Genomic DNA, 24,620 nt, shown 5'->3' with positions numbered 1-24,620 from the left:
GGTAACACTCCGCGACGACTCCCCCAGATCTGTGCCAGAACCGAAAACGAAGAGCGAATGTTGGTGGGTCCTGGCAGCAGCAAGTGGCCTGACAGCTGTGAAATGTTGCTCCGGAAGTTCGGGTTCCGCGGCTCCGGCTCGCTCGCCGAGCTGGGGAACGCAGCCGAGGGCAAGGGCGAGTACGTCCTCCGCTACACCGGCGGGCGCACCACGGTGCGGGTGGAGCTGAAGGAGGCCGGGCGCGTGACCCTCCGGCTCCGGTCGTTCAGCGGTGGTTACGGGGCAGAACTGATCACCTGCGACGGGCCCTTCCGCGGCACCGTCGACCTGCCCGGCCCCGGCCTGATCGAGGTGGACAGCCGGGTCCCCTGGACGATCACCGTCTGAGTGGCGCGCGGTCACCGGTGCTGCCACCACCAGATCAGCGCCGTGGTCATGGCGGTTCCGACCGCGGTCGCGGACCCCTTGACGACGGCGAACAGCACCGACCATCCAGCCCGCCGGACCTCCGCCTTGCCGAGCTTCTTCATCGACCTCACCTCTCCTCTTCGGTGCTCCCATCCTGGGCAGCGGTGAGGCGGGAAGGACGATTGCGGACATCATCGGATTCGCACCCGACAGAACCGAGCGAGCTGGCAAGCTGTCAGACAGTCTCGGACACCTGAGGGGGCGCTGATGGCGAGGTTGCGACGTCCGGAGCTGCCGGTCGGCCCGCACAGCGAGTTCAACACCGCACTGCACGAGCTGCACCATCGGGCGGGCTGGCCTTCGGTCCGGGTCATGATGGACGAGGTCGGGATCGGTGAGGCCGGGCGCAGCAGGATCTACGACGCCTTCAGCAGCGTACGGCTGCCGACCTGGGGCCTGGTGGAGCTGATCGCGGAGAGCCTGGCCAAGCGGGTCCCCGGCCGCTCGGCGGACGCGGAGCCGACACTTCTGCATGAGCTATGGCTGGCGGCGAGCGGTGCTCCCGTACCGGAGATCCGGCGTCCGGCCGAATCCGAGTGGTTCGAGGAGGAGTTGGCCTCGATCAGGGCCGTCGTCGATGCGCACGCCCGCGCGCTGCTGCTGGCCGAGCTGGCCTCGCGGATGACCGAGGACGACGAGCGGCGGAGCCTCCAGGCCGAGGCGCTGCGGTCCGTCCGGACGATCCGCAACAACCGGTCCTGCGCCAGGGCGCTGGTCGAACTGTCTTCCGGCCTGGATGCCGATCAACGCGGGCAGGCGTTGACGGACGCGCTGAATTTCGTCCGCAGCATCGGCAAGGAGGAGGAGCGGGTGGAGACGCTGGTGGAGGTGGCCTGCCACCTCGACGGCGAACACCTGCGCCAGGCCCTGGGGATCGCTCGGGCGCTCAGGAACCCGGCTCCCGCCCTGATCGGCCTTGCGAAGAACCTCAAGGACCGCGAGGGCACCAGCCATCGCGCACTGCGCGCCGAGGCGATGGCGATCGCCGACGAGGTCAACGACGACGTCGCGCGGTGCCGGGTGTACGAGGCGATCGTTCCCTACCTCGACGGCGACGAGCCGGACGTCGTACTGGAGGCCGTCCGCCACATCGAAAACCCCTTCTCCGCCGCGGGTCTGCTGGCCAGGCTGGCCAGGCGGGGGCTGACCGACGAGCAGCGGGGCCGGGCGCTGGCCGCGGCGTACGCGCTGGACAGCCGGAAGGCGCGCTCGGAGGCGTTCGTCGGGCTCGGGCCGTACCTGGGCCCCGACCAGCTGGCGACGGTCATAGCCGACGTCGACAGGATGGTGGGGGACGAGGTGTTCGAGAGCCGGCTGCAGACGCTTCAGGGGCTCGCGAGGCAGCTGCCCTGATCCGGGCTACCGCCAGTCGTCGGTTCCGCCCAGCAGCGCGACCAGCTCCAGGCCGGGATCGTCCGCCTCGGCCGACCACCGGTCGTGGGTCGCCGACCAGAGCGGTGCCAACTGCAGTGGCCACGGCAGCCGGTAGCGGTGGACGAACGGCGGCCGACCGGGGTGGTGGACGACAATTCGCTGTCCCGGCAGGTTGCTCCAGTGGTGGACCTTGGCCTCGGCGGTGACCGCGGCTCCCGGTCGCCGATCCGCAGCACCCGCCGGCCGTCCACCTCGCGCAGCATCGCGGCCTGTCGGCCGAGCTGCCCCGACCAGAGGACTCCGGCCTCCACCGGGCTCGCAGTCGCCATCCCACCGCTCACTCCGCAGCGCCCCGACAAGGGCGAGTACAAGATCAGCCACCCGACAGGCTAGGAGCGTGTCTCGGGAACGGGCAACCCGCCTGCGTCTCGTGATCTTTCGTGCGGGATGATCCTGGTATGCGTGGCGAGGATGGGCTGTTCGAGGTCGAGCCGGTCGAGGTGAAGCGGACGCCGGGTCGTGCGGCAGCGGTGGACAAGACGTTCCTGGCGTTCGACCCGCATCAGGTCCTGCTGCTGCCGCCATCGCTGGACGACTGGCTGCCCGAGGGCCACCTCGCCCGGTTCGTCGCGGACCTGGTCGACGAGGTACTCGACCTTGGACCGGTCCTGGCGGACTACACCGAGAAGCGGGGCTATCCGCCCTACGATCCCCGGCTGATGGTGCGTCTGCTGGTCTACGGCTACACCACCGGCATCCGCTCCTCGCGGGCGATCGAGCGCAAGTGCGCCGACGATGTCGCGTTCCGGTTCCTAGCCGCCGACCAGGCCCCGGACTTCCGCTCGATCGCCCGGTTCCGCCGCCGCCACCTCGACGCCTTGGCCGACCTGTTCACCCAGTCCCTCCACCTCGCGGCCAAGCTCGGCATGGTCAAGATGGGCCGCGTCGCCCTGGACGGCACCAAGCTCGAAGCGAACGCCTCCAAGCACAAGGCGATGAGCTACGGGCGCCTCGTCGACAAGGAAGAGCGGGTAGAGGCCGAGCTCGCCCAACTGAAGGCGAAGGCCGCCGCCCTGCTCGCCGACGCCGAGGCCACCGACGAAGCCGAGGACGCCACCTTCGGCGTCGACGGCAAGGACATGGACCTGCCGCCGAGCTCGACCGGCGCGAGAAGCGCCTCGCCAGGCTGCAGGCCGCCCGCGCCCAGATCGAGGCCGAGGCCGCCGACAAGGCCCGCCGGCACGCCGAGGACAAGGAACGACGCCGCCAGGACCGCGCCCGCACCAGCGACGAGCAGGCCGTCACCGACGCCGGCGAGGCCGGCGCCGCCAAGGCCCGTCCGAAGCCGAAGGCCCAGGCGAACTTCACCGACCCCGACTCGCGGATCATGAAGAACAGCGACGGCGCCTACATCCAGGCCTGCAACGCCCAGGCCGTCGTCGACGAGGCCCACCAGGTCATCACCGCCGCCGACGTGACCCGCAACGCCTCCGACGCGCTGAACTACACCACGATGCTCGACCAGTCCCACGCGAACACCGGCCGCCACCCCAAGCGGGCCCTCGTCGATGCCGGCTACTGCTCCGAGACCAACCTCGAAGCCGCACGGGACCGTCAACTCGCTTGCGGAACCGACACATTCATGGCCACCGGCCGCCTCGCCCACGACGAACAGGTCCCACCCGCACCACGCGGACGCATCCCCAAGAACGCGACCCTGAAAGAGCGCATGGCCCGCAAACTGCGGACCAAACCCGGCCGGAAGGCCTACAGCCGCCGCAAGGCCATCGCCGAACCCGTCTTCGGACAGATCATGACCTGCCAGAACGGCCGCCAACTCCTCCTGCGCGGCGAGGACGGCGCCCGCGGCGAGTGGCGCCTGCTCGCCGCCTGCCACAACCTCCCGGCCACATCACGAGCCCTGCCCGCCGGACACCCGGCGGGCAGACCCCCTCCAGAGCCCCACACAGGCCCCAACCGGGCCGCCGCAACCGATCCGCCAGTCACGGGAGCGGAGCCGCTTGCTCGTTACTGCCCCACACGTCGGGCTCCGCGTCGGCCGCCTTGCGGGCCTCCAGGGCGACGGCGTCCGCGGTCAACGCGCCGGATTTCAGTGCTGCGGCGAGGCCGGTGATCAGGTGTTCGTGGGGCAGGTGGCGGCTGAGGAGGAGGACTTCAATCAGAGCCCGGGTGCCGTCGCGTTCGCCGTGGGCCTTCACCGCGGCCTGCCACCAGGCGTCGTGGATGGGGGTGAAGCGGCCGCCGGCGCGGGCCTGGTCGAGGGCGGTGGCGCCGGGCAGGGCACCCGGTTTGCGGATCAGGGCCTCCAGGTAGTGGTCGAGTTCGAGGCGGGTGGCGCCACGGGCGATGAGCCGTTCGTGCCGGGCGACTTCCTCACGACCGTCGTAAACCACCAGCTCGGAGGCGTGGAGCATGACGCGGACGGTGCGGCCGATCAGGCGGACTGGCACCGAGTAGCGGTTCATCCGGACACAGATCTGGCTGTAGCGGTCGACCCGGGGAGTGGAGAGCCGGCCCGTCTCGAACGGCTCCTCCGGCAGCGGCGCCAGCAGCGGCTGCTCGGCCGCGAAGTACTCGCCGATCGTGCGGGGACGGGCCCGGATGCGGCGGGCGTCGTCCTCCTGGTCCCACCGGTCGATCATCGCGTTGAGTTCGGCGAGCGTGTCGACTTCCGGGACAGGGACGAGATGGTTGCGGCGGAACCAGCCGATCTGGCCCTCGACTCCGCCCTTCTCGTGGGCGCCGCGGATACCGGGCTGGCAGTAGAAGGCTTCCAGGCCGTAGTGGGACCGGAAGGCGGTCCGGCGTTCGGCTTCCACCCGGCGGCGTGAGAGGCCCAGCACCTGGGCGACGGCGGCCCTAAGGTTGTCGTAGCGGACCGAACTTCCTGCCGGAACTCGTCGGCGGCGACGAACTCGCCGCCCGCGGCCTCGACCAGTACGAGGACGACGAGCGCACCGTCAGCGACCTCCTCATGGACCAGATCGAGTTCGCGGACGTCATCGTCCTGAACAAGCTCGACCTGGTCGGGCCGACCGACGTCGCCAGGCTGCGCGCGACACTCTCGCGACTGAACCCCGAGGCGAGGATCGTTCCCGCCATCCGCGGGCAGGTGACCCTCGAACAGGTGCTGGGCACCGGCCTGTTCGACGTCGAGCACGCCCAGCAGGCCCCGGGCTGGGTCAAGGAGCTCAACGGCGACCACGTCCCGGAAACCGAGGAGTACGGAATCTCCTCGCTCGTCTTCCGCGCCGACCCGCCCTTCCACCCCGGCCGACTGTGGAGGTTCGTCACCCAGGGCCTCGACAGCGGCACCTTCGGCCAGATCCTGCGCTCCAAGGGCTTCTTCCGGCTCGCCAGCCGCCCCCGCGTGACCGGCCTCTGGTCCCAGGCCGGCGCCGTCGCCCGCTTCGAACCTTCCGGCGCCCGCGGACCGGACACCACGCAGGGCCAGGAGCTCGTCTTCATCGGCACGGGCCTGCGCGCCGACGCACTGCGGGCGGCCCTCGAAGCCTGCCTCCTCGGCCCGGGCGAAGCCGTACCCACCGTGGACGACTTCCCGGACTGGGAGACGTACGGAATCGACGAGGCCTGCGAGCACGAAACCGGGCAGGCCGTGGGCGCCGCCGCCTGAAGACTCCGGGCCGGACGGTGGTCGCAGCCACGGCACCGTCCGGCGCTGGTGCCCCGTTCTGAGGCTGCCGGGCTACCTCGATGCGATGCCGACGCCTGGGCCCGACAGGCCGCCGCCGACGACGGGGAGCCCGTCCACCACCGCGCAGGAGATATCGCCGACCGCATTGGCGATCGGGATTCCGTGGAAGGTCTTGCAGATGTCGCGACCCAACCCCCCGGAGGTCAGTGCGGTGAGATCCAACAAGGGGATCGGTGCGGCGCTGGCGGGTGCGGCCAGGGCCCCGAGGAGAGCGGCGGTTCCGAGGGAGAGGGCGGTAAGTGCCCGGCTGGTGGTGTTCATGCCCCGCCAACGATCTTCATCCCGCCGGAGTCACGCCCGGCTCACGGACTTCGCCCTGCGAGCCATGACCAGGCCTGGGCGGTGCACGCGCTGGACGACGCTCCGCACAGGCCTGCCCAACGACGCCTCAGGAGGATGCGTGCGCAACACGCGGGCGGCGCCGGCGTAGCGGACCGCCGTGAACTCCGGGATCCCGAAGATCGCGGCCAGGCGGCGCGGGTCGCCGCCACCTGCGAGGGCTTCCTCCAGGTGGCGGTCGATGCGCATCTGTTCCAGGGAGGCACGGCGGCCGTCGAATTGCAGGTGACACCAGTAGTCGGTGGGCGGTGACTCGCGTGATGAGCAGGTGGCGGTGAAGGAGGTCGTACCGTACTGGTCGGCCACTCCTATGGCGGGGCCGTCAGTCTTCGCCGACGACAACTCCAAGACCAAAGCGGCCGAGCTCGCCCTCACACAGCGTCCCCTGTCGCAGAGCGCCTTCGCCGAACCGCTCGACGCGGAGCCGGCATGGAAGACCATTCCGAGCTGGGACCTGGTCACTCTCAAGGACCGCGCCATCTCGCTCGCGGGCCGGGAGTTCAAGGCCAAGCGCGCGGGCGCCAGAATCACCACGATCCCTGCCGCCCACGCCGTGAGGCTCACCCGGCCCGATGCCGTCAACAAGGTTATTCTGGATGCGGTGGCGTCGGTCCGCTGACTACGCGAGGCCGCCAGGTGGCGGACGCGGTCCGGTCGGCGCACGCCGGAAATGGACCAGCGTTGCCGCTGCGCCCGTATCGGTTCCTCGGGGCGCAGAGCGGGTGGGCAGCCGCAGGGAGGTCCTGTGGTGTTCGGCCCGCACTGCGCTGAGCGCGCATCTCTGCGACGGACTCGTCCGCGACGCGCAGTCCGGTTCCCGATCCGTGTTCCCATGCCGACCAGCACCGAAGCCCTTGTCCGGCGCCGCGCAGGCTGCGGGAGGAGGGGCGATCGCGCGGACAGAGCGGGAAGCTCCCGCACACCCCGTAGTGACCCGGGGCCCCGCACCGATCGATGTGCGTGAATCCTCGTCCCAGGTGCCGACCGCATGGTGAACCAGCAGCCAACTGAAGCCGCGCCGTGTCGGCACCTTCTGGAGGTTCATCATGAAAGACCTGCCCCCGCCGCCCACTCCCACCCTGGAGCCCGCGGCGAAGGAACTCGCCGACGCCACCGCGCCCCACCCCCGCATCTACGAGGTTCCACCCGCCCAGGGGCGTGACATCCTCGCCGGTCTGCAGACCGGCGAGGGCGTGGACAAGCCGAACATCGACGAGAGCTGGATCAGTGTCGATGCCGGTGAGTGGGGCACCGTCCGCGCCCGCATCGTCAAACCCGAGGGAGCCCAGAACCCCCTGCCCGTCATCTTGTACATCCACGGCGCGGGCTGGGTCTTCGGCGACGAGAACACCCACGACCGCCTCGTACGGGAACTGGCCGTCGGCGCAGGCGCGGCCGCGGTGTTCCCCGTCTACGACCGGGCCCCGGAGGCCCGCTACCCCACCCAGATCGAACAGAACTACGCCGTGGCCCAGTGGGTTGTCGGCCACGGCGCCGAACACGGCCTCGACCCCTCGCGCATGGTCGTCTGCGGCGACTCCGTCGGCGGCAACATGTCGGCGGTCCTGGCCCAGATGGCCAAGGACCGCGGGGACATCCGCCTCGCCGCGCAGGTGCTGCTCTACCCGGTCACCGACGCCGACTTCGGGACCCCCTCCTATCTACAGTTCGCCGACGGCTACTACCTCACCCTGGACGGCATGATCTGGTTCTGGGACCAGTACACAACCGACCACGCCCAGCGCAGGGAACGCTACGCGGCCCCGCTGCGCGCCTCCCTCGACGACCTCAAGGACCTGCCGCCCGCCGTGGTGATCACCGACGAGGCCGACGTCCTGCGCGATGAGGGCGAGGCCTACGCGGCCCGCCTCCTGGAGGCCGGCGTCCCGGTCACCGCCGTCCGCGTTCTGGGCATGGTGCACGACTTCCTGATGCTCGACAGCCTCCGCGACTGCTACGCCACCAACGTGGCCCGCCGGATCGCCGTCGACGCCATCAAGGACGCCCTGCACGGAAGCTGAAACCGTCGTGACGGCTGTCGGAGGCCAGTAGGGCGTGGTCAGGTTGGGGTTGGTGTGGGTATGTCGCGGTGACAGGTGGGGCAGGCGCCGTTCCAGGTGGCGAGGAGGGTCTGTAGTTCGCGGACGATCCGGTAGAGGCTCAGGCTGGCGCCTTGTCTTTTGGGGCCCTGGCCAGCCGCTGGAGGGTGTAGAAGGCGTGCGCGATGGAGACGAGGGTGACGTGGTGGTGCCAGCCGTTGAAGGTGCGGCCCTCGAAGGGGGCGAGCCTCAGGGCCTGCTTCATCTCACGGTAGTCGTGTTCGATGCGCCGGCGGCGCTTGGCCAGGCGGACCAGGGTGGCCAGGGGGTGTCGGCGGGCAGGTCGGAGAGCCAGAACTGGACGGGTTCGCCCTGGTCGGCCGGCCACTCGGCCAGCAGCCGGCACTCGGGCAGTTCCGGGCCGTCGACGGCCTGGCGGACCTCGCGTCCGGCAGGCCGGATCCGCAAGGCCACGAACCGCGAATACATCCGCTTGAAGCCGCTGCGGCTGGTGCCGGGCCGGGAGCCCTCCCGCCATTGCACCGGCTTCGCTGCCTTTCGGCCTGCCGCGACGACCAGCTGTTTTCACCGACTGCGGCTTCTCCGGGTACTTCGCCACGGGTGGCAAACTGCGGAGTCAGCCCGAGGTGCTGAAGGTCAGGTACACCGTCCAGGTCGGCCTGAGCAGACGTACGATGCGTCATGTCCCTTCGACTTCCCTCCCCGTCTGCGGGCCTTGCAGGCACAGCTCCACCGCGTCCGCGCCGAGCACACCGCCCTGTGCGCCACCCTGCCCTGGTCGGCGGAACCCCTCCCCGGCTGGACGGTCCAGGAGGGCCGCTACTCCCTGCGCGGCGACGTACCGCCGAGCCCCGGCTACACCCCGGACCAGCAGGTGGCGTTGGGGCGGCTGGGTCTCCGGCTGCTGCGGCTGACCGGCGTCGTGATGACGGACGCGTTCTGGCAGAGCGTCGAACGCGAGAAGGTCGTGGCCGCCCGGATGGCACTCAAGCGGGCCCACGAGCCGGCTGCGGGGTAGCAGTCGTGGCCGGGCGTGATCCGCGCGCGCTCTTCCCACCGGATCTGGCCCGGCTCGAGGTGGTGGAGCAGCAGCTCCACGCGCTGCTCGTCGAAGTCCGCACACTGATCGCCGAGGCGCGCCGAGACCAGCGCCTGGCCGAGACCGAGCACCGGGCCGTGCCGGAGGTCGAGTGGCGGATCCAGTACGGCATCGGCGCGGTGCGCCGGCCCGTGATGGTGCACACGGGGGACTGCTGCATGGGCATGGCGCGCTCCCGCCCCGCCTCCCGCGAGCAGGCCGTCCAGGCCCTCAGGCATGGAGTGGAGGCGTGCCCGATCTGCCGGGCCGACTCCGGGCTGGGGGTACTGGAAGCCTGAGCCGACCGAGCGCCTGCGGTCCGGCTACCCGACCACAGGTAGGACAGAGGTCGGCGGGTAGGTTTCCTGGTGCGGGGTGCGGCCTGGCCATCCAGGCCGCGACGGGGCCGCACCCCGCACGCCCCCTCCACTTCCGCACCCACCCGGTGTACGCCGCCCGCAGCCCCCTTCCGCTGGTGCGACCCTGCGTTCAGGGGCCCAGGAAGGTTCCGACGTGCGATCCATCTGGAGCGGCGCCATCTCGTTCGGCCTGGTCACCATTCCGGTCAAGGTGGTGCCTGCTACGGAGTCGCACGACATCTCCTTCCGGCAGATCCACACCGCCGACGGCGGCCGGATCCGGAACCGCAAGGTGTGCGAGCTCGACGGGCAACAGCTGAGCCAGGACGAGATCGTTCGCGGCTACGAGACGGCGACAGGCACCCTCGTACCCGTCACCGACCAGGACCTCGACAACCTGCCGCTGCCCACCGCGAAGGCGATCGAGATCGTCTCCTTCGTAGCCGCCGCGAGCATCGACCCGATCCAGATCGGCGCCTCCTACTACCTGGCCGCGACCGAGGCCGTCACCGCGAAGCCGTACGAACTGCTGCGCCAAGCCCTGGAGCGCAGCAGCAAGGTGGCGGTCGCGAAGTTCGCGATGCGCGACCGCGAGCGGCTCGGCCTCCTGCGCGTCAAGGATGACGTGATCATGCTGCACGCCCGCAGGTGGCCCGATGAGATCAGGTCCGCCTCCCAGATCCCTGTCCCCGACGTCGCGGTCACCGACGAGGAGGTCGACGCGGCCGTCCGCCTCGCCGAGACCCTCACCGGCGATATCGGGGAGCTGTGCGACGAGTACCGCGACGCGCTGGAGGAGGTCATCGTCGCCAAGGCCGCCGGAACCCGGCCCGCACCCGCCAAGGAGGCGCCACCGGCCTCCGCGGAGGTCGTCGACCTCATGGCCATGCTGGAGAAGTCCGTCCAGGACGCCCGGGCTGGCCGCGGCGAGCCCGCCACCGTGCACGATCTCCCCGGCAAGACGAAGACCGGCAAGGCCACCAAGGCGGCCACCTCGAAGAAGACGACCTCGAAGGGCAAGCCGCGCCGCACCGCCTGAACCGGCGCCCGGCGTTCGAGAGCCCCAGTGCAGGCCTCCGCATGGTCGCCCCTCCTCCCTGGAACACGCCCCGGCCCTCCCGCGTCCGGTCGCGGAGGTCCCGGTCCGGCTGCCGCGGCCCCCGGCTGTCCGCCCATGCGAACGGCCCGCCGGGCGCCGATCCCAGGAGGAGGCGGCATGCCCTCGGGTGTCCCGGCCATTCCAGGGCGGGCGACGAAAGGAATTTCCGCGGGCGACGGCAATTTTTTCGTAGGCGAGCGGCGTCACCCTCGGTAGCTACGACAGGTTTCGATCGATACGAAACCATGGATTCGAAGGTCGACTACCCGAAAATCTGCACCTCTCCAGCATTTCTTGGAGTGTCAACCCTTGACATCGAAGGTCACGAATGTGTGTGGGGGCTCTTCGGGCTGTAGAGTGAAGCACAGAGAGCCACCGCCGATGACCCTTGGTTTCCACGCCTCGGGGTCTTCGGACAGCGGCTCTCTCTGTTTCGCCGAACCCCTACGAAAGGCATCGACGTGACCAATAGTAGCTTCCCCGACCCGAGCGGTCAGGGCCCGTGGCACCGGATGCGGCGCCTGTTGTGGCAGGTGGCGCTGGGCGCCGCCACCGCTGTGGGCGCCCTGATCGTGAACGAGACCTTCAAGATCTTCTAGGGACGTGTGGCCCGCCCCGGATGCAGGCCCGGGGCGGCCGACGTCGTTCTCGTGCCGCGCCCGTGCTCGGCGCGAGCGGAAACGACGGCGCGGAGATCCGGCGGTCGAGCTCCAGGAGAGGAAGCGGGGCTGCCTTCACGCGCCGCCGCCGTACGGTGGTCACTCTGTCGCCGATCTGCTCCGGTAGGAATCCATGGACGGTGGAGGAGGGCCGCTCAGCCGCCGGCCGGGTAGCTCGACAGCCGGTTGTCCTCCAGGATCAGCCCTGCGTAGGCGTTGACGAGGAGGGGTGCGGCCTTGGGTGGGGTGGGCATGTCGGCGCCGGTGCGTGCCTCCAGGGCGACGGGGCCGCCCACGCCTCGGCCGTAGATCCGCCCGTGCCAGACCGCGGTCACCCTCGGGGGCTTGCGGCTCCCCTCGCCGTCCTTGATGATCCACAGCTGCCGTCCGTTGGTCGGGTCCACCGCGGCGACCCCGAAGGCGTACTCGCATACCAGGGTCTCGGCCTGGTCGTGGGTGCAGCTCATCGTGTTCAGCCCCGGCGGCATGTCGGCGCGGACCTGGCCGCCGGTGACGTCCAGCAGCCGGTCGGCCTTCGAGCCGTCGGGGCGCTGGCCCGAGATCCGCACCGTGCCGGGGCCGGCCTTCTCCATGATCGCGGCGTAGGTCTTCTCGCCCCGCCACTTCTCCGTGCCGGTGGCCAGGTCGACGCCGACCGGGAACGGGGTGAGGGGCTCTCCGTCCAGCAGGCCGGTGGCCATCCCGGTGCCCACCGCGACGGTCTTCAGGCCGGAATGGGTCCAGCGCAGGGTGTGGGAGGCGGTGTCGATCCCGTACGACACGGAGTCGTCGCCGGCGACCACGGTGACCACCGCCGTGCCTTCCTGAGCTCCCACAACCGCCACCGTGGCCTTGGCGGAAGCCAACGTGGCCTTGGTGGAGCGGAGCGCCCACTCGGGCAGCTTGATCGTCGTCCGCCAGGCGGCCTTGTACGGGGCCGTCGTGCCGACGGCGACGAGCTCGACGGACCCGCCGGCCGCGTACGTGCCCGAGGCGGGCGTCGCTGTCAGGAACGGGACCAGCACCTCGGTCCCGGACAGGACCGGCGGCAGGGTGTAGCCCTCGGCGTCGCTGCGCAGCGCTTCGCCCTGGGCCGTCTCCTCGCCCACGATGCGGCCGGTGGCGAGGTCGACCACCTGCACACCGGTGGGGGACGCCACGAAGGCCTGCGTGTCGTGCAGCAGGACGGGCAGCTCCGTACCGCCGCCGCGGACCTGCCCCGCCAGATTGGTCCGGCCCTTCGTCGCCGCTTCGGGCAGTGCCACCTTGCCGCGGGCGTCGAACCAGGAAGGGGGGTCGTGCGCCACCAACTTCGGTACGGACGGGACCGGTGCACTTGCCGCCGACGGGGCCGTGGTGCCCGGCTTGGCGTCATCGGCGGCCGGACCGCACCCGGCGACCAGACCGGTCAGGGACAGGATGAGCACCAACGGCCGCACAGGAAAACGCACATGAACCTCACTTGCAGTCGATCATACGGGTGATGATCACGGTACGCCTCGCACGACGCGAGCTCGGCGCGATGGAGAGAGGCCGATGGCCCCTGCATGTGCAGGCGAACGGTCAGCTGCCGAGGAGTACGTCGATCCGGAGTTCTGGACCTTGCGCTTGCCGGTAGGGATGATCAGGTCGATCTGCTCGACGGACTCGCCCACCGCCCGGCGCTGTCACGCCTCGACGGCGGACACCTTCGGCGTCCGGCACCTGCCGCCACTCCGCTGCCGGTGCGCAACGGCGCTCCCCCCAACATGCTGCCGTCCGGAGCCGGTATAGCTGCGGCCACACGTGGCGCAGTCCCAGCGGTAGAGATCCGAGCGGGGCAGGTCGTCGGGCTCGCGGTTGGACGTGATCGCCTTGAGCAGCAGCTTCAACAGGTTCATCGTCGTTCTCCTTGTCTGGGTGGCCCCGACCCTTGCCAGGGTCATCACATCGTTCCGTAGATGGTCTCGGTGGTGTGGTCGCCGGCTCGATGGGGTTTGCGGCGGGCTTGGGCCGGTGGTCGCGGGGGCCTTCGCCGCCCAATGCAGTTGCCTTAGAGCTGCGGGGATCGTTGCCCCGTCTGTGACGGAGTGGGGCGCGGGCCAGCGGGTCAGGCACGCTCCGTACCATCCATAGGTGATCAACCCGTTCTTCCACACACCCGGACGCCGCTTCATCACCCTGGCCATGCTGGCTGCCGTTGTCGCCTTCGGGTGGTACGCCGTTCAGCCGGTCTATCCGCGATGCACGATCCACTCAGCGGTCGGCTCGGGGGGCCTCGTGTCCGCTGTCACCTCGGCGGAAGAGATGGAAGCCGTAGCCAGGCAGGCTTACGAGGATGCCTTGGCCGACGGCGCGTGCGGACCATCACACGCCCGATTCCGAAACTGGATTGGCTGACTTGAGCCCGCAGCCCCGACGCGCTGCGGCCCTTGGCGCCGTCGTGGAGGCCTCGGGCTGCCAGAGGCCGCCACTGCCCTCGCCCGGGCCCGAGCCGAGGGACCGATCGTCATTCTCGGCCCCTCGTCACCTAATCCGTAGGCGGTGACGAGGCTCGGGTTCCCCTGAGTACCGGTCTTCCGGCCCGGCGGGTGCTCTTCGGCTTCGAAGTCGGGTTGTGGGACCAGCGGCCTGGTTGCACGGCGCCGCGTCTAGCGCGTGTCCTCAGCACGGGCCAGCGGTTCGGCTTCTTGATTGCGCGTGGGCAGTCGCGATTACGCCGGGCCGGAAGGAGGCGTGCGCGGGCCTCCCGCCTGGCCTCGGTGAACGAGCGGGTGAGCTTGGTGGCAGTCGCTCCTAGCTGGGACGGGATGCTGCGGCGAATGATGCGGACGCACTTCAGGTAGGAAACACGGTCGGCGTCCACCGCCGGCCGGGCGAGCGCCGCTGTGTGCGCGAACTGGCGGATCGCGTGGTGGACGGCGAGGTAGGCCCACAGTTCCTGCCGGACGCCTTCCGGCGTGCGCGACCTGATCGGCCCGCCGGGGCCCAGGTGGTTCTTGATCTCGTCGAAGGCGAGCTCGATCTCCCAGCGTTCCCGGTAGAGCGCGACCAGCTCGTCGGCCGGGTACTGCTCAGGGTCCAGCAGTGTCGTGCCCAGACAGGCGACGCGTGTTGGAGACCGTGTTCCGCGAGAGCGTGGCTGCCCGGGATGCCGCTGGTCAGTACCCGCAGCACCTCCTCGTACGACTCCCGGGCGAACAGACACAGGGCCAGGACGAAGTACACGACCAGCCTCGCCGGCAGGAGTCGGCGGCGCCGCTCGGCACGGTCGTGCTTGGCTATCGCCGCGTCGACCAGCTCGGCCGTGAACACCTTCGTCAGAATCCCGATCCGCACCCGCCGGCCCGCGCCCCACCCCGTCACACGCGGGCAACGATCCCCGCAGCTCTCAGGCAACTGCATTGGCCTTCGCCGCCCCCCGGACCCCGCTCCCCCGGCACCGCCCGGCGCGGTCCGGTCGCGTCGGGAACAGGCCGGTGCGCGCCGGACGGCACCGGGGCCTGGATGTTCGGTGCCGGCCGAAGGGGTGGCGGGGGGTCAGGAGAACCGGGGCACGGGCGATCATGGCCGTCGGCTGCCCCCGCCTCGGCGGCGTCCACGACCGGCAGGTGCCGAGGCAGGGGGCCGGCCGCCGCGCGTATGACGCCGTCCCCAATCCGCAGTTTTGCGGCCTTGCCGATCACCCGGCAGCAGCGCGGAGCGATGTTCACGCCCTGCCTACCTGGTCGTCGACAAACCTGCAGCACGTCCGAAGTGACGAACGGCGACAGCAGCTGTCTACCAGCGGTCGCCAGCGGCGGACTCCCACCAGCCAGGCTTTCGGGTGGCGAGCGGCGAGCGGGGAACTGCTGCACGGACGGCGGCACTCTCGGTACGGGCCGCTGCGGCCTGGGCCTGGCGAGCTCGTATGGAGCGGGCGGCCTGGGCCGACCTGGACACGATCTCGCGGTCCATCGCGGCGATGCCCGCCCGGACTCTTTTCGCCTCGGCCGTCTTCCCCACGGCGCTCAGTGCCCGTTGAGAGTCGATGGCCGCGCGCTTCTTCAACATCAGCTGCTGCACGGTATGCACCGCGTACGCCGCGGCATACTGACGTCTACGGCGTTCCCTGGTTTCTCTACGGGACATCAGGTTCTCCATCGACATTGCTCGTTAGCGGCTGGTGGCACGGTTCCTATCGGCAACCCGGCTCAGGCCGGGGCATCGCTCCGGTAGCAGGCAGGGGCCCGGGCTGGTTGTCCGGGCCCCTGGTGAGTGCTACTCGGTACGCCTGTCCGCCTCCTCGTTCCGGAGGCGTCGGCGCCGGTGAATCCGGCGCGCGTACCAGACAGTGGCCGCTCCGAGGACGGTCGCGAGGTAATCGCTCACGACGGGCTCCCGGAGGATCTGGACGGTCACGCTGACCAGTGCTGCGGCCTGCTCGATATTCATTTCGTGGCACCTGCAGGGGTGCGCCTGCGGGGCCGATCAGCGCACCCTTGACTTTCGCCGTTCTGCGTCGGGTGTGCTGGTCCGGCTCGGCCCTACCGGACCGGTTGCGCTAGTACTCCGATACCGAGGTTCCTCGGCCGAGACGGCGGGCCGGTCGAAGATCTCGTTTGGTAGTTGTCGATGAGGATGGACGCGCGGAGCCAGTATGGCGGTCAACCCCGCCGTCCCACGGAGGATTTGCATCTCTCGCACGGAGTGCGGTAACGCGGTAATACCAACGGAATGGCGCTCGGCTCGGCTGCGGATCGGGTCACAGCCCCCAACCTGTAGGAAGGGGTCCGGGCAACCGCCACCACCGCAGCAGATCCATCCCGTACGAGCGGATCGTCGACGGCGGCCGCGAACACGCCTGGAACTCAGCAAAGAACGCGGGACACCGGCTCAACCGCCGTCCCGCCGGCGTCCAGCAGCACATACGGCTGGGCAGGAGTCGCCACCTCCACCAAGGCACCGGTCTGGGGCGGTACGAAGCTGATCAGATCCCGAGAGGGACCACCCGTCTTAAGCACGGCCGGAAGCGAGCAGAAATCACGCCTGACCTGCTGTTATTCGGAATCTAGTTCAGTCAACACCACGGTCATGTGCAAGGTGTGGCCGGCGACCGAGTCGCACGACGTCGCCTTCCGCCAGATCCATCTCGCCGACGGCGGGCGCGTGCGAGTGCGGAAGGTGTGCGAGCTCGACGGCCAAGAGGTCTCGGCGGCGGAGATCGGGCGCGGCCACGAGACCACGACCGCGGTCATCCCCGTCACCGACCAGGACCTCGACGCCATGCCGGTGGCCACCGCCCGGACCATTGAACTCGCCGGCTTCCTGCCGGCCGCCAGCATCGACCCCGTGCAGATCGGCACCGCCTACTACCTCTCCCCCGACGGGCCCGCCGCCCAGAAGCCGTACGTGCTTCTCCGCAAAGCACTGGAGCGCTCCAGTGCTTCTCCGCAAAGCACTGGAGCGCTCCAGCCAGGTCGCGGTGGCCCGGCACTCGATGCGCAATCGCGAGCGCCTGGGCCTGCTCCGGGTCGTCGGCGACGTCATCGCCCTGCATCAGCTGCGCTGGCCCGACGAAATCCGCCCAGCCGATGCCATCCCGGCCCCGGCCGCCACGGACGTCACGGACGTCACGGACGTCACGGACGAGGAGATCGACACTGCCGTCGAGCTGGCCGCCGCGCTGGCTCCAGGCGGATTCGAGCTCGCCGAGCAGCGCGACGCCTACCGCGACGCCGTCGAGGAGGTCATCGCAGCGAAGGAGGCCGGCCACAGGATCGAGCCCGCCGCCGAGCCGCTCACCGCGGGCAAGGTCGTCGACTTGATGGCCGCGCTCCAGCAGTCCGTCCAGGACGCCAAAGCCGCCCGTGGCGAGAACCGGACTGGGCAGGGACAGGGCCACGCCCTGCGGTTCGGTGCCGGTGCCGATGGGGACGGCGGCGCAGACGGTTCCGAGGGTGTACTCCTGCAAGTCGAGCAGGGGTTGGCCGGGCCAGCGGTCGTCGAGCTCGTCGAAGAGGACCTCCGGGCTGGTGATGGTGTGGGGAGTGAACTGCTCCATGCGGTTGGTCTTCAGCCGGCCAGGGCGACGAGCCTTCCGTATTCCAGTTGGTCTGTCCGCCTGGCGGTGAGGTGGATGGGAACGTCGGAGAGGTGCTCCTTCAGGGCGGTGTACCCGGCCGCGTACGTCTCCTCCTGCTCGCCGGCGTCGGGCGGCATCCAGAAGATCAGGAGCTGTTCGTTCCTTCGCGTGCCTGGCTTTGTTCATGAGAGCGGGGTTCTGGCACAGATCTTGGGGAGTCGTTGCGGAGTGTCATCTCGGTGTTCGATCGTGAGGTTCAGGCTCACTGTCCCGTCCCCCTTCACTGGGCCTGCGTCGTCTGCCCCTTCCTCTCCGACCGGGGAGGCCGCTCAACGAGCGGTGGCGTCAATGAGGATTGCCTGAAGTCGTGCTTGGCACTCGGCAACGAACGCGGGGAAGGTGTGCTGGTAGTAGGAGATGCCGCTGACGCCCACTGCGATCGCCCAGGCGCGGGCGCGGGCCCAGGTCATCTCGTCCAGGTTCAGGGTGTCCCAATAGGCCTGTCGTGCTTGTGGCGGGAGGTCCCAGAGTGTGGAGTGCTCGGCGTCGGGAAATCCGACCGAAAGTCCCCCGAAGTCGATGACTGCGTGGAGCTTGCCTTCGCGGACCAAGAGGTTGGTCGGCTTGAGGTCGCCGTGGAGCCATACGGGGGGTCCGGAGGGCTCGGGCAGTGCGAGCGCGGCTCGCCACAACTGCTCTAGGGAGTCAACGTCGAGCTCAGAACCCACAGTGGTTCGGCAATCATCGAGACACCTGGTGATCCACTGGTCGCATGGCGCCAGGCTGCCGCCGCGGTACCAGCTGAGGTCATCTGCGCGAGTCGCACCCATGAGGTCAATGTCGTGGAGTTCCCTCACGACCGCCGCCAGGTCGGCTCCGAAGGCTGCCCAGTCCTGGACGGTGGCAGGGCCGGCCTCGTCACCGTCAATCCAGCGGTAGACAGACCAGACCAGAGGGAAGCCGTTGGTGGGCTTCCCGGCGTGGACGGGCTCAGGAATCGGAGATGAAAGTAGGGGCGCCAGGCGAGGAAGCCATTCCTGCTCCTTTCGCACGGCCTGTCCCTTGTCGGCGGTTCGTGGGAGTCGCACGAGCAGGTCATCGCCCAGCCGATACATGGTGTTGTCCGTGCCCGCGCCTGCGGTTGACAACGGCAGGTCAGCCCACTCTGGGCGCTGTGCCTTCAGCAGCGACCGAACCAGCGTCTCGTCGACTGGGATCTCATCCTCGTGAAGCGTCACGTCGGCAGTCTCACCGCAAGAGGGAGCGAGAAGCCAGTGACTTTCTGAGGTTCTGGCACAGAGCACCGTCTCGGATCGTTACTGGAGCAGGATCATCTTGCGGAGGAGTTCAAATCCGGCTCGCCCGTAGAGTTGCCTTTTGATCTTCTTGATGCGGTTGACGGCGCCCTCGATGCTGCCGGAGCTCCAGTGCAGGGTGAGCCCGGCTGTAACGGCGTCGAGGTCCCGGAGTAGGTGGAGTGCGAAGCCGGTGAGGCCGGGCAGTTGGCTGGTGTCGACTGCGTCGATCCATGTCGGGAGCGTGGCACCCAGATGGTCGCTGAGTATCTCGCCGAAGTCGCGGACATGCCCGGCGGCCTTGTCCAGTTCGGGGCAGCGGGTCAGGACCTCCTTCAGGCCGGCCCGGTCCTCCTCGGTCAGGGTCGTGGGGTGCCGGGTGAGCCAGCCGGTCACCTGCCGCACCGACGGCGGCCGCGGCGTCGCGCCGGCCGGAGCCCCGCGGAGGGTGGCGATGTGGGCACGGACCATCTGGTAGGTGACGGGCGCATTGTCGGCTACGAGTTCGCTGTGGAGGCGGGTGACGCTGCTGCATCCCTCGGCGAAGCGTCGCTCCAGGTAGGGCTTGTAGGGGTCCAGTCTGCTGGGTCGGGGGCGGTTCTCGCGGATGGTGTCCTGCCAGCGTGCGGCGTTCGTGTACCGGAGCACGGTGTTGAGGCCCCAGCCCAGGTGCCGGGCGATCGCCCGGCGTGAGTGGCCTTGGGCAAGGAGCTCGTGGACCAGGGCGTGTGCCGCCTTCTTCCGCTCGGCCCGCCGGCCGACGGGCTCCGAGTCGTCCTGCGGTCGACCGGAACCCAGGGTGGCCTGAGGCAGTATGCCGCTGGGCGACGGATTGCGCAGGCAGTCGCGGTGGGCGGCGACGCAGGTCTCCACGGCCCGGCCGAGGCCCTGCCACAGATGGAAGCGGTCAGCGACCTGCAGAGCGTCGGGGGCACCGCGGCGGGCACCCTCGACGTATGCGCCCGCACGGTCCCGGCAGATGATCTCCACGCCGGGGTGGCGGATCAGCCAGGCGGCCAGCGGCCCGGCATCGCGGGTGGGGAGAACATCGACCACGCGATGCTCTTCGACGCTGGTCAAGACGGTGGAGTAGGTCTGGCCGCCGCGGATCGCGAAGTCGTCCACGCCCAGCACACGCGGAGTGCTGAACTGTGGATCGGGCAATGCCATGATCCTGCGTAACAAGGTCATCCGTCCCGCGCCGAATCCCAGCTGGGCAGCCAGCCGAGCTCCGGCCCGCCCGGCCAGTGCCAGTCCCACCCGCTCCAGGGCGTGATTGAGCCGCGTGGTGAACCGTGCGTGCGGGGCAGCCAGCTGGGAGAACGGCTCGGCAAACGTCCGGCGCGGGCAGTCCACCACTCCGCAGATGAAACGCCGGACCGTCAGCCGGATCACAAATCCCTGCTCAGCGAGTGGAAGATCCCTCAGCGTGCGCTGGTAACGGTCGTGGACACGGTCCGAGAAACGGCCGCAGTCCGGACATACAGCCCCGGCCGCGCGGCCTCTCGCCACCACCTCGACCCTGCCGAACGCGGACGAAACCGCCTCGACATCCACATCGTCGATCCCGGCGAACATCAACGAGTCCCAGAACGGTGCATCGGTCACCATGACCAGCACCATCACCGTCCACAACCGACCGCAGCAGCCGTCGGCAGGAACCTGAGGGAGCGTCAATTTTGAGTGTCGGACGACAAGGCGTACGCGGTCTCACGCGAACCCGTCTCCTCGCAATCGAACACTGCGGTAACACTCCGCGACGCCTCCCCAAGATCTGTGCCAGAACCCACTACCCGTGAACAAAACCCAGGGGCGCTCCGCGACGGCTCCCCAAGATCTGTGCCAGAACCGTAAACGAGAACGAATGTCCGTCAGTGCTGGCAGCGTTGCTGGCCTGAGGTGCCTGGAGATGTCGGTCAGAACCAGGAACGGCTGGAGGGTCAGACCCCGATTCGACGCATCCACCAGGGGAAGCCTCGGGGTGCGAAGGGATTGTTGAGGGTGCGGTCAAGCCCGTGTTCGTCTGCGGGACCGATGACTGCGCTCAGCTCGCATCGCGCCTTGGAGCTCAGAGCATGGAGTGTGATCTCCAGCAGGGTGCGGACGTGGTAGTCGCCGTTGCGGAGGTCTGTGTCATCGCGCTCGTAGAACCGATCGAGGTCCTCGCGTGGCCGGCGGACAGACGTGTTCCAGCGGCGGAACGCGTGTGAGACTTCACCCGCGGGGAGCCTGTGGTGAGTCCTCGCTAGCGCGGGACCCGCAGGCCGCGATCGACGACCAGATGCGCCTGGGACCGCCGGCACCGGCGATGCCGCCCGGATCGCAGCCGACTACGCGGCACGGGCGCCGCTTAGGGCCGGCTTGAGGGCACAGTGTCCTTCGCCACCAGTATGTTGTCCGACCAGCAGAGCCGGTAGAGGTCGACCTGGTCCAACAGGTCGCGGCCGGAACGGTAGAACTGGCACGTGGCGCCGAGCGGCCGGGGTGCGGAACGGGCGTGTTCGGGCGGGTAGGGGTACGCGCGGGCCGGAAGCAGAGCGGCGAGTTCGGCACGCGGCCGGCCGGTGGTCAGCTCGTCGAACCGGGATGGGGGCAGCACGCTCGTCGTCAGCTGCCAGGCCAGGTAGACGGCGGCGGGCACGAAGAAGGCGGCTGCGACGGCAGGCGCCGCGAAGGCGGCGACGGAGCGGCGGCGGGCGGAGCTCCGTACGTAGGCGAGCCGCCTGGCGGACTCCGGTGTGACGGTGACGGTGACGGTGTCCGTGTCCGCGTCCGTGTCCGGGGCCGGGGCTGGGTTGAGAGCAGTCTCGGACGGCAACGCGGACCCGGTGTGCCGCCCTCGGATCCAGGACAGCATTCCGGGCGTCGTCCCGGCTCCCGGCGCTGGTGTCCCCGGGCGGGACGTGGCCTGGTGCGGGAGGACGGCGGTGACGCGGAACCCGCCCTGATACGGGCCGGTCCGCAAGGAGCCCCCGAGAACCGTCACCCGCTCCCGAAGCCCCGTCAGGCCCCGGCGGCCGACGCCGACCGTCGGGCCTTCGGCCGCGTGCGCCGGTCCGTCAGCCGGCGCGGCGGCGTTCACCACGCTCACACGGGTACGCCTCGCCTCGTGCGTGATCCGCACCCGGATCGCACTGTCCGGCGCATGCTTCACCGCGTTGGTGAGGGCCTCCTGAACCACCCGGTACATCCCGCGTTCGACCAGCGGGGACAGCGTGGGCACCGCCCCGCGCAGCTCCCAGCGGACCGGCACCCCGGAGGCGACCGCCCGTCCAAGGAGGTCCTCGACGGTGTCGTTGACAGGCAGGCCCGCACCCGTTTCCGTTCCGGGCTGGTCGTGCAGTACGGCGACGGTCTCCCGCAGTTGCTCCACGGCGTCCGCGATCGTCCCGCGCAGCTCGGCGAGGTCGGTGCGGTCACGGTCGGTGAGGTCTGGGGAGAGTTCCAGAGCCCCGGCACGCAGGGCGACCAGGCTCAAGGCGTGGCCGAGGGAGTCGTGCATGTCGGCCGCGATGTCCGCGCGTTCGGTCAGCCGCGCCCGCTCCGCAACCAGTTGTTGCCGCTCTTCCAGGCTCCGGGCCAGCCGCCAGCCCTCCCGAACGAGTTCGCGTCGGCCACGCCAGTGCCGGCCGGCCAGCCAAGGCACCAGAAGGGCGGCGGGCAGCACGGTCAACGCGTAGAACCACCACACGGCCTGCGTCCGCAGCACCGCGCACATCGCGAGATCGGCCGCGAGGCACCCGGCGAGCACCAGGAGGGGGCGCCGTGCCGCAGCGACCCGGCCGCCCAGCAGACAACTCAGGACGGCCAGCGACAGGACGTGGGCGTTGGCGGGGGTCGCTGAGTCGGCCATGCCCAGCGCGCACAGCCCGTTGACCAGGACGACCGCGGCCCCCGATCGGCGGCGGGACAGCGGCACGGCAACCGCCAGGACGGCCAGCGGGAGGAGCAGGTCCCAGACCAGCGAGGCTGCGCCCGCTTCCCGGAACCCGTAGCCGGTGGCGGCTGCGAGCACGCCCCACAGGGCCACGTCGCCTCGTATGGACCTGGCTGGGGGCATGCGCGTGTGCTGCATGGCGCGTCGACTGTCCTTCCGATGGATGTCCTCACCTGCCCAGTCGATTCTGTGGGACGGGCCCTGACGCCCGACGAGGGGGTGGGCACGGTGAGGGCGTCCGAGCGGGTTCCGACGCGCGGTCAGGCGTCCCGGCGGCGAAGGACGTACAGGCCGATCAGGTGCGCGGCCGCGGCCCACGCAGCCACGATCAGGACCGACGTCGCCGACGCGTACGGGGCCTCGGCGCCGATGCGCATGAAGTGGTCTCCGGATCCGTGCGGCAGATGGTCGTTGACGTCCGCGAGCGTCGGGCCTCCGAGCCCCAGGAGCACGCTCGGCAGTGCCCACAGGAGTGTGACGAGGATCGAGAGCGCGCCGGCCGGGTGGCGCGTGGCGAACGCCACCCCGACGGTCAGGACGGCGACCAACGCCTGGTAAAGACCGACCGCGAGGACCTGCCGGAGGCTCGGGCCAGCCTCGAAGGAAGCGCGCCCGTCGAACGCCACCCAGGCCACCGCCGTACCCACGACGGCGAACGTGGTGCCGGCGACGAACGCGACCACGGCCGCCACCAGGGCCTTCGCCGCCTGGACCCGAGGCCGCCGGGGCACCCACAGCAGGGAAGCCCGCACACTTCCCGTCGAGTATTCGGAGGTCACCGCGACGGTGGCCAGGACGACGACGGCGAACTGGGCGAGGACGGCGGAAGAGGCCGCCGCGTTCCCTGCGGGCTGGATCGGATGCCCGTTGATGCGGGCGATCGAGGCGTAGTAGTAGGTGAAGACGCCGGTGATCGTGAGGCCCGCCAGAAGGCAGAGATATGGGGCCCGGACGGACCACAGTTTGGTCCATTCGGAGGCGATCGCCCCGGCGAAGCCACCCGGTGTGCCCCGGCCAGGGGTGTCGGGCACGGCCCGGGGCGGGTCCGTCCGCCTGTCGGGTGTCGTCGTCGCGGTCACTGTCGTCCCCCTTCGTTCGGCGCCGCGTCCGCGGCGCTCTCGTCCGCGCCTCTGCCGCCCCTCGTGTACTCGACGCTGCGCGCGGTCAGGTCCATGTACGCCTGCTCCAGCGAGACCTGGACGTCGCTCAGCTGATGCAACCGGACCTGGCAGTGGTGGGCCAGGTCGCCGATCTCGGCGGCGGTGCGGCCCTCGACGATGAGATCGCCGGACGCGGACGTCTCGACACTCACCCCGTCAGCCGTCATCAGACGGCGGACCAGGGTCGCCCGCTCCTCGGGGTCGGGCACCACGGCGCGCGCCGACGCGGGAGAGGCGGCAGAGAGGAACTCGGTCATGGAGGTGTCGCTCAGCAGTCGGCCCCGTCCGATGACGACGAGGTGGTCGGCCGTCAGCTGCATCTCGCTCATCAGGTGGCTGGAGAGGAACACGGTGCGTCCTTCCGCCGCCTGGTCACGGACGAGCCGGCGGATCCAGCGCACGCCGTCCGGGTCGAGGCCGTTGACCGGCTCGTCCAGGACGAGTACCGGAGGATCGCCGAGGAGGGCGCCCGCCACCCCGAGTCGCCCGCTCATGCCGAGCGAGTACGTTCCCGCCGGCCGGCGGGCCGCCTTGGTCAGGCCCACCGTCTCCAGCACCTCGTCCACCCGGCGTAGCGGGATGCCGTTGGCCCTGGCCTGGGCGACGAGGTGCGTGCGGCCGGAACGAGCCGGGTGGACGGCCCGGGCGTCGAGCATCGCGCCGACGGCGCACAGCGGCCGTCGCAGGTCCGCGTAAGGCCGGCCGGCGATCAGGGCCCGCCCGCGGGTGGGGTGGTCCAGGCCCAGGATCATGCGCATCGTGGTGGACTTCCCGGCCCCGTTGGGGCCGAGGAAGCCGGTCACGCGGCCGGCCCGGACGTCGAGTGTCAGGTCATCCACGGCGAGGGTGCCGCCATAGCGTTTGGTGAGTCCTTGGAGGGTGATCACGGAGTTCCTTCAGGTCGGTCGTGGACCGCGGAATACAGCACCCGGGAGCCGGCGGTGGCGCGCGCCGACCGAGGCGTGGCGGGCCTGGCCCGGGTGCGGCCGCCTCGTTTCCCGTACGGAATCGAC

At 70.0% G+C, this 24,620-nt stretch carries 23 protein-coding genes and 7 pseudogenes; 13 read left to right on the top strand and 17 right to left on the bottom strand.

The window, feature by feature from the left end:
- The first annotated feature begins 102 nt into the window (after positions 1-102).
- Positions 103-387 carry a hypothetical protein gene (locus ACZ573_RS35140; protein ID WP_471312390.1) on the top strand — a complete coding sequence of 95 codons (285 nt, stop codon included), beginning with the start codon at positions 103-105 and terminating at the stop codon, positions 385-387.
- Between the two features lie 11 nt (positions 388-398).
- Here ACZ573_RS35140 and ACZ573_RS35135 read toward each other — a convergent pair whose 3' ends face one another.
- The gene (locus ACZ573_RS35135) at positions 399-530 is read right to left on the bottom strand and encodes a hypothetical protein (protein ID WP_351369912.1); all 132 of its coding nucleotides are present in this window, start codon (positions 528-530) and stop codon (positions 399-401) included.
- Between the two features lie 145 nt (positions 531-675).
- Between ACZ573_RS35135 and ACZ573_RS35130 the strand changes: the two genes are divergently transcribed.
- Together ACZ573_RS35130 and ACZ573_RS35125 are read left to right on the top strand one after the other, a co-directional pair.
- Positions 676-1,821 carry a hypothetical protein gene (locus ACZ573_RS35130; RefSeq protein ID WP_388097687.1) on the top strand — a complete coding sequence of 382 codons (1,146 nt, stop codon included), beginning with the start codon at positions 676-678 and terminating at the stop codon, positions 1,819-1,821.
- 551 nt (positions 1,822-2,372) lie between these two features.
- Positions 2,373-3,742: pseudogene (locus ACZ573_RS35125) on the top strand (IS1182 family transposase); the annotation flags it as partial.
- A 103-nt stretch (positions 3,743-3,845) separates the two neighbouring features.
- On the opposite strand, the gene ACZ573_RS35120 reads toward ACZ573_RS35125, so the two are convergent.
- Positions 3,846-4,706 carry a Mu transposase domain-containing protein gene (locus tag ACZ573_RS35120; protein ID WP_471312387.1) on the bottom strand — a complete coding sequence of 287 codons (861 nt, stop codon included), beginning with the start codon at positions 4,704-4,706 and terminating at the stop codon, positions 3,846-3,848.
- 38 nt (positions 4,707-4,744) lie between these two features.
- Here ACZ573_RS35120 and ACZ573_RS35115 point away from each other — a divergent pair.
- A pseudogene (locus ACZ573_RS35115) lies at positions 4,745-5,497 on the top strand (GTP-binding protein); the annotation flags it as partial.
- 72 nt (positions 5,498-5,569) lie between these two features.
- On the opposite strand, the gene ACZ573_RS35110 reads toward ACZ573_RS35115, so the two are convergent.
- The gene (locus tag ACZ573_RS35110; protein WP_471312385.1) at positions 5,570-5,839 is read right to left on the bottom strand and encodes a hypothetical protein; all 270 of its coding nucleotides are present in this window, start codon (positions 5,837-5,839) and stop codon (positions 5,570-5,572) included.
- A gap of 30 nt (positions 5,840-5,869) precedes the next feature.
- Complete coding sequence (locus ACZ573_RS35105) at positions 5,870-6,106, bottom strand: hypothetical protein (RefSeq protein WP_471312383.1); 237 nt, start codon at positions 6,104-6,106, stop codon at positions 5,870-5,872.
- 79 nt (positions 6,107-6,185) lie between these two features.
- Here ACZ573_RS35105 and ACZ573_RS35100 point away from each other — a divergent pair, with 79 nt between their 5' ends.
- Together ACZ573_RS35100 and ACZ573_RS35095 are read left to right on the top strand one after the other, a co-directional pair.
- Entirely contained in the window at positions 6,186-6,536 is a 351-nt protein-coding gene (locus ACZ573_RS35100) for an alpha/beta hydrolase (RefSeq protein ID WP_471312381.1), read from the top strand.
- 427 nt (positions 6,537-6,963) lie between these two features.
- Positions 6,964-7,938, top strand: a complete 975-nt coding sequence (locus ACZ573_RS35095) for an alpha/beta hydrolase (protein WP_471312379.1) — start codon at positions 6,964-6,966, stop codon at positions 7,936-7,938.
- Between the two features lie 139 nt (positions 7,939-8,077).
- On the opposite strand, the pseudogene ACZ573_RS35090 reads toward ACZ573_RS35095, so the two are convergent.
- Positions 8,078-8,581: pseudogene (locus tag ACZ573_RS35090) on the bottom strand (IS701 family transposase); the annotation flags it as partial.
- 111 nt (positions 8,582-8,692) lie between these two features.
- On the opposite strand from ACZ573_RS35090, the gene ACZ573_RS35085 reads away from it, so the two are divergent.
- The 4 genes from ACZ573_RS35085 (at position 8,693) to ACZ573_RS35070 (ending at position 11,112) form a co-directional block, all read left to right on the top strand.
- Entirely contained in the window at positions 8,693-8,995 is a 303-nt protein-coding gene (locus tag ACZ573_RS35085; protein ID WP_471312377.1) for a hypothetical protein, read from the top strand.
- A 5-nt stretch (positions 8,996-9,000) separates the two neighbouring features.
- Positions 9,001-9,354 (top strand): DUF6233 domain-containing protein, encoded by a 354-nt coding sequence (locus tag ACZ573_RS35080; RefSeq protein ID WP_471312375.1) that lies wholly within the window; start codon positions 9,001-9,003, stop codon positions 9,352-9,354.
- Between the two features lie 214 nt (positions 9,355-9,568).
- The gene (ku, locus tag ACZ573_RS35075) at positions 9,569-10,453 is read left to right on the top strand and encodes a non-homologous end joining protein Ku (protein ID WP_471312373.1); all 885 of its coding nucleotides are present in this window, start codon (positions 9,569-9,571) and stop codon (positions 10,451-10,453) included.
- Positions 10,454-10,974: 521 nt separating this feature from the next.
- Positions 10,975-11,112, top strand: a complete 138-nt coding sequence (locus ACZ573_RS35070) for a hypothetical protein (RefSeq protein ID WP_471312371.1) — start codon at positions 10,975-10,977, stop codon at positions 11,110-11,112.
- A gap of 215 nt (positions 11,113-11,327) precedes the next feature.
- Here the strand turns inward: ACZ573_RS35070 and ACZ573_RS35065 are convergent, their stop codons facing one another.
- Together ACZ573_RS35065 and ACZ573_RS35060 are read right to left on the bottom strand one after the other, a co-directional pair.
- On the bottom strand, positions 11,328-12,602 hold the full coding sequence (locus ACZ573_RS35065) for a hypothetical protein (RefSeq protein ID WP_471312369.1): 1,275 nt from the start codon (positions 12,600-12,602) through the stop codon (positions 11,328-11,330).
- 237 nt (positions 12,603-12,839) lie between these two features.
- Positions 12,840-13,052 carry a hypothetical protein gene (locus ACZ573_RS35060; RefSeq protein WP_471312367.1) on the bottom strand — a complete coding sequence of 71 codons (213 nt, stop codon included), beginning with the start codon at positions 13,050-13,052 and terminating at the stop codon, positions 12,840-12,842.
- 235 nt (positions 13,053-13,287) lie between these two features.
- Between ACZ573_RS35060 and ACZ573_RS35055 the strand changes: the two genes are divergently transcribed.
- Positions 13,288-13,551, top strand: a complete 264-nt coding sequence (locus tag ACZ573_RS35055) for a hypothetical protein (protein ID WP_471312365.1) — start codon at positions 13,288-13,290, stop codon at positions 13,549-13,551.
- 130 nt (positions 13,552-13,681) lie between these two features.
- Here the strand turns inward: ACZ573_RS35055 and ACZ573_RS35050 are convergent, their stop codons facing one another.
- The 4 genes and pseudogenes from ACZ573_RS35050 to ACZ573_RS35035 all read right to left on the bottom strand — a co-directional run bounded on the left by ACZ573_RS35050 (position 13,682) and on the right by ACZ573_RS35035 (position 15,585).
- On the bottom strand, positions 13,682-14,359 hold the full coding sequence (locus tag ACZ573_RS35050; protein ID WP_471312363.1) for a transposase: 678 nt from the start codon (positions 14,357-14,359) through the stop codon (positions 13,682-13,684).
- Positions 14,350-14,556, bottom strand: a pseudogene (locus ACZ573_RS35045) (transposase domain-containing protein); the annotation flags it as partial. The pseudogene ACZ573_RS35045 and the gene ACZ573_RS35050, both read right to left, overlap by 10 nt.
- A gap of 375 nt (positions 14,557-14,931) precedes the next feature.
- Positions 14,932-15,204 (bottom strand): hypothetical protein, encoded by a 273-nt coding sequence (locus ACZ573_RS35040; protein WP_471312361.1) that lies wholly within the window; start codon positions 15,202-15,204, stop codon positions 14,932-14,934.
- 207 nt (positions 15,205-15,411) lie between these two features.
- On the bottom strand, positions 15,412-15,585 hold the full coding sequence (locus tag ACZ573_RS35035; RefSeq protein WP_471312359.1) for a hypothetical protein: 174 nt from the start codon (positions 15,583-15,585) through the stop codon (positions 15,412-15,414).
- A 639-nt stretch (positions 15,586-16,224) separates the two neighbouring features.
- Here ACZ573_RS35035 and ACZ573_RS35030 point away from each other — a divergent pair.
- Both ACZ573_RS35030 and ACZ573_RS35025 read left to right on the top strand, forming a co-directional pair.
- Positions 16,225-16,560: pseudogene (locus ACZ573_RS35030) on the top strand (Ku protein); the annotation flags it as partial.
- A 13-nt stretch (positions 16,561-16,573) separates the two neighbouring features.
- Positions 16,574-16,780 (top strand): annotated as a pseudogene (locus ACZ573_RS35025) (Ku protein); the annotation flags it as partial.
- 291 nt (positions 16,781-17,071) lie between these two features.
- On the opposite strand, the pseudogene ACZ573_RS35020 reads toward ACZ573_RS35025, so the two are convergent.
- The 6 genes and pseudogenes from ACZ573_RS35020 to ACZ573_RS34995 form a co-directional block, all read right to left on the bottom strand.
- A pseudogene (locus ACZ573_RS35020) lies at positions 17,072-17,194 on the bottom strand (IclR family transcriptional regulator); the annotation flags it as partial.
- 350 nt (positions 17,195-17,544) lie between these two features.
- Positions 17,545-18,453 carry an aminoglycoside phosphotransferase family protein gene (locus ACZ573_RS35015; RefSeq protein WP_471312357.1) on the bottom strand — a complete coding sequence of 303 codons (909 nt, stop codon included), beginning with the start codon at positions 18,451-18,453 and terminating at the stop codon, positions 17,545-17,547.
- A gap of 78 nt (positions 18,454-18,531) precedes the next feature.
- Positions 18,532-20,121, bottom strand: coding sequence for an ISL3 family transposase (locus tag ACZ573_RS35010; protein WP_471312355.1), 1,590 nt, complete (start codon positions 20,119-20,121; stop codon positions 18,532-18,534).
- Between the two features lie 739 nt (positions 20,122-20,860).
- On the bottom strand, positions 20,861-22,570 hold the full coding sequence (locus ACZ573_RS35005; protein ID WP_471312353.1) for a sensor histidine kinase: 1,710 nt from the start codon (positions 22,568-22,570) through the stop codon (positions 20,861-20,863).
- A 137-nt stretch (positions 22,571-22,707) separates the two neighbouring features.
- Positions 22,708-23,526 (bottom strand): ABC transporter permease, encoded by an 819-nt coding sequence (locus ACZ573_RS35000; RefSeq protein ID WP_471312352.1) that lies wholly within the window; start codon positions 23,524-23,526, stop codon positions 22,708-22,710.
- Positions 23,523-24,494: an ATP-binding cassette domain-containing protein gene (locus ACZ573_RS34995; RefSeq protein ID WP_471312350.1), complete on the bottom strand. Its 972-nt coding sequence runs from the start codon at positions 24,492-24,494 to the stop codon at positions 23,523-23,525. Before ACZ573_RS34995 ends, ACZ573_RS35000 begins: the two co-directional genes overlap by 4 nt.
- Between the last annotated feature and the right edge of the window lie 126 nt (positions 24,495-24,620).

The organism is Streptomyces sp. NPDC040545 (assembly GCF_055595065.1).
The sequence above is the reverse complement of the archived record's forward strand: the minus strand, read 5'-3'. Positions and strand labels throughout refer to the sequence as shown.

Bases quoted from the DNA above. Each gene is read 5' to 3' on its own strand.
- ACZ573_RS35140 (WP_471312390.1), top strand. From the start codon at position 103: ATGTTGCTCCGGAAGTTCGGGTTCCGCGGCTCCGGCTCGCTCGCCGAG.
- ACZ573_RS35135 (WP_351369912.1), bottom strand. From the start codon at position 530: ATGAAGAAGCTCGGCAAGGCGGAGGTCCGGCGGGCTGGATGGTCGGTG.
- ACZ573_RS35130 (WP_388097687.1), top strand. From the start codon at position 676: ATGGCGAGGTTGCGACGTCCGGAGCTGCCGGTCGGCCCGCACAGCGAG.
- ACZ573_RS35110 (WP_471312385.1), bottom strand. From the start codon at position 5,839: ATGAACACCACCAGCCGGGCACTTACCGCCCTCTCCCTCGGAACCGCC.
- ACZ573_RS35105 (WP_471312383.1), bottom strand. From the start codon at position 6,106: ATGCGCATCGACCGCCACCTGGAGGAAGCCCTCGCAGGTGGCGGCGAC.
- ACZ573_RS35095 (WP_471312379.1), top strand. From the start codon at position 6,964: ATGAAAGACCTGCCCCCGCCGCCCACTCCCACCCTGGAGCCCGCGGCG.
- ACZ573_RS35060 (WP_471312367.1), bottom strand. From the start codon at position 13,052: ATGAACCTGTTGAAGCTGCTGCTCAAGGCGATCACGTCCAACCGCGAG.
- ACZ573_RS35040 (WP_471312361.1), bottom strand. From the start codon at position 15,204: ATGTTGAAGAAGCGCGCGGCCATCGACTCTCAACGGGCACTGAGCGCC.
- ACZ573_RS35035 (WP_471312359.1), bottom strand. From the start codon at position 15,585: ATGAATATCGAGCAGGCCGCAGCACTGGTCAGCGTGACCGTCCAGATC.
- ACZ573_RS35010 (WP_471312355.1), bottom strand. From the start codon at position 20,121: ATGGTGACCGATGCACCGTTCTGGGACTCGTTGATGTTCGCCGGGATC.
- ACZ573_RS35005 (WP_471312353.1), bottom strand. From the start codon at position 22,570: ATGCCCCCAGCCAGGTCCATACGAGGCGACGTGGCCCTGTGGGGCGTG.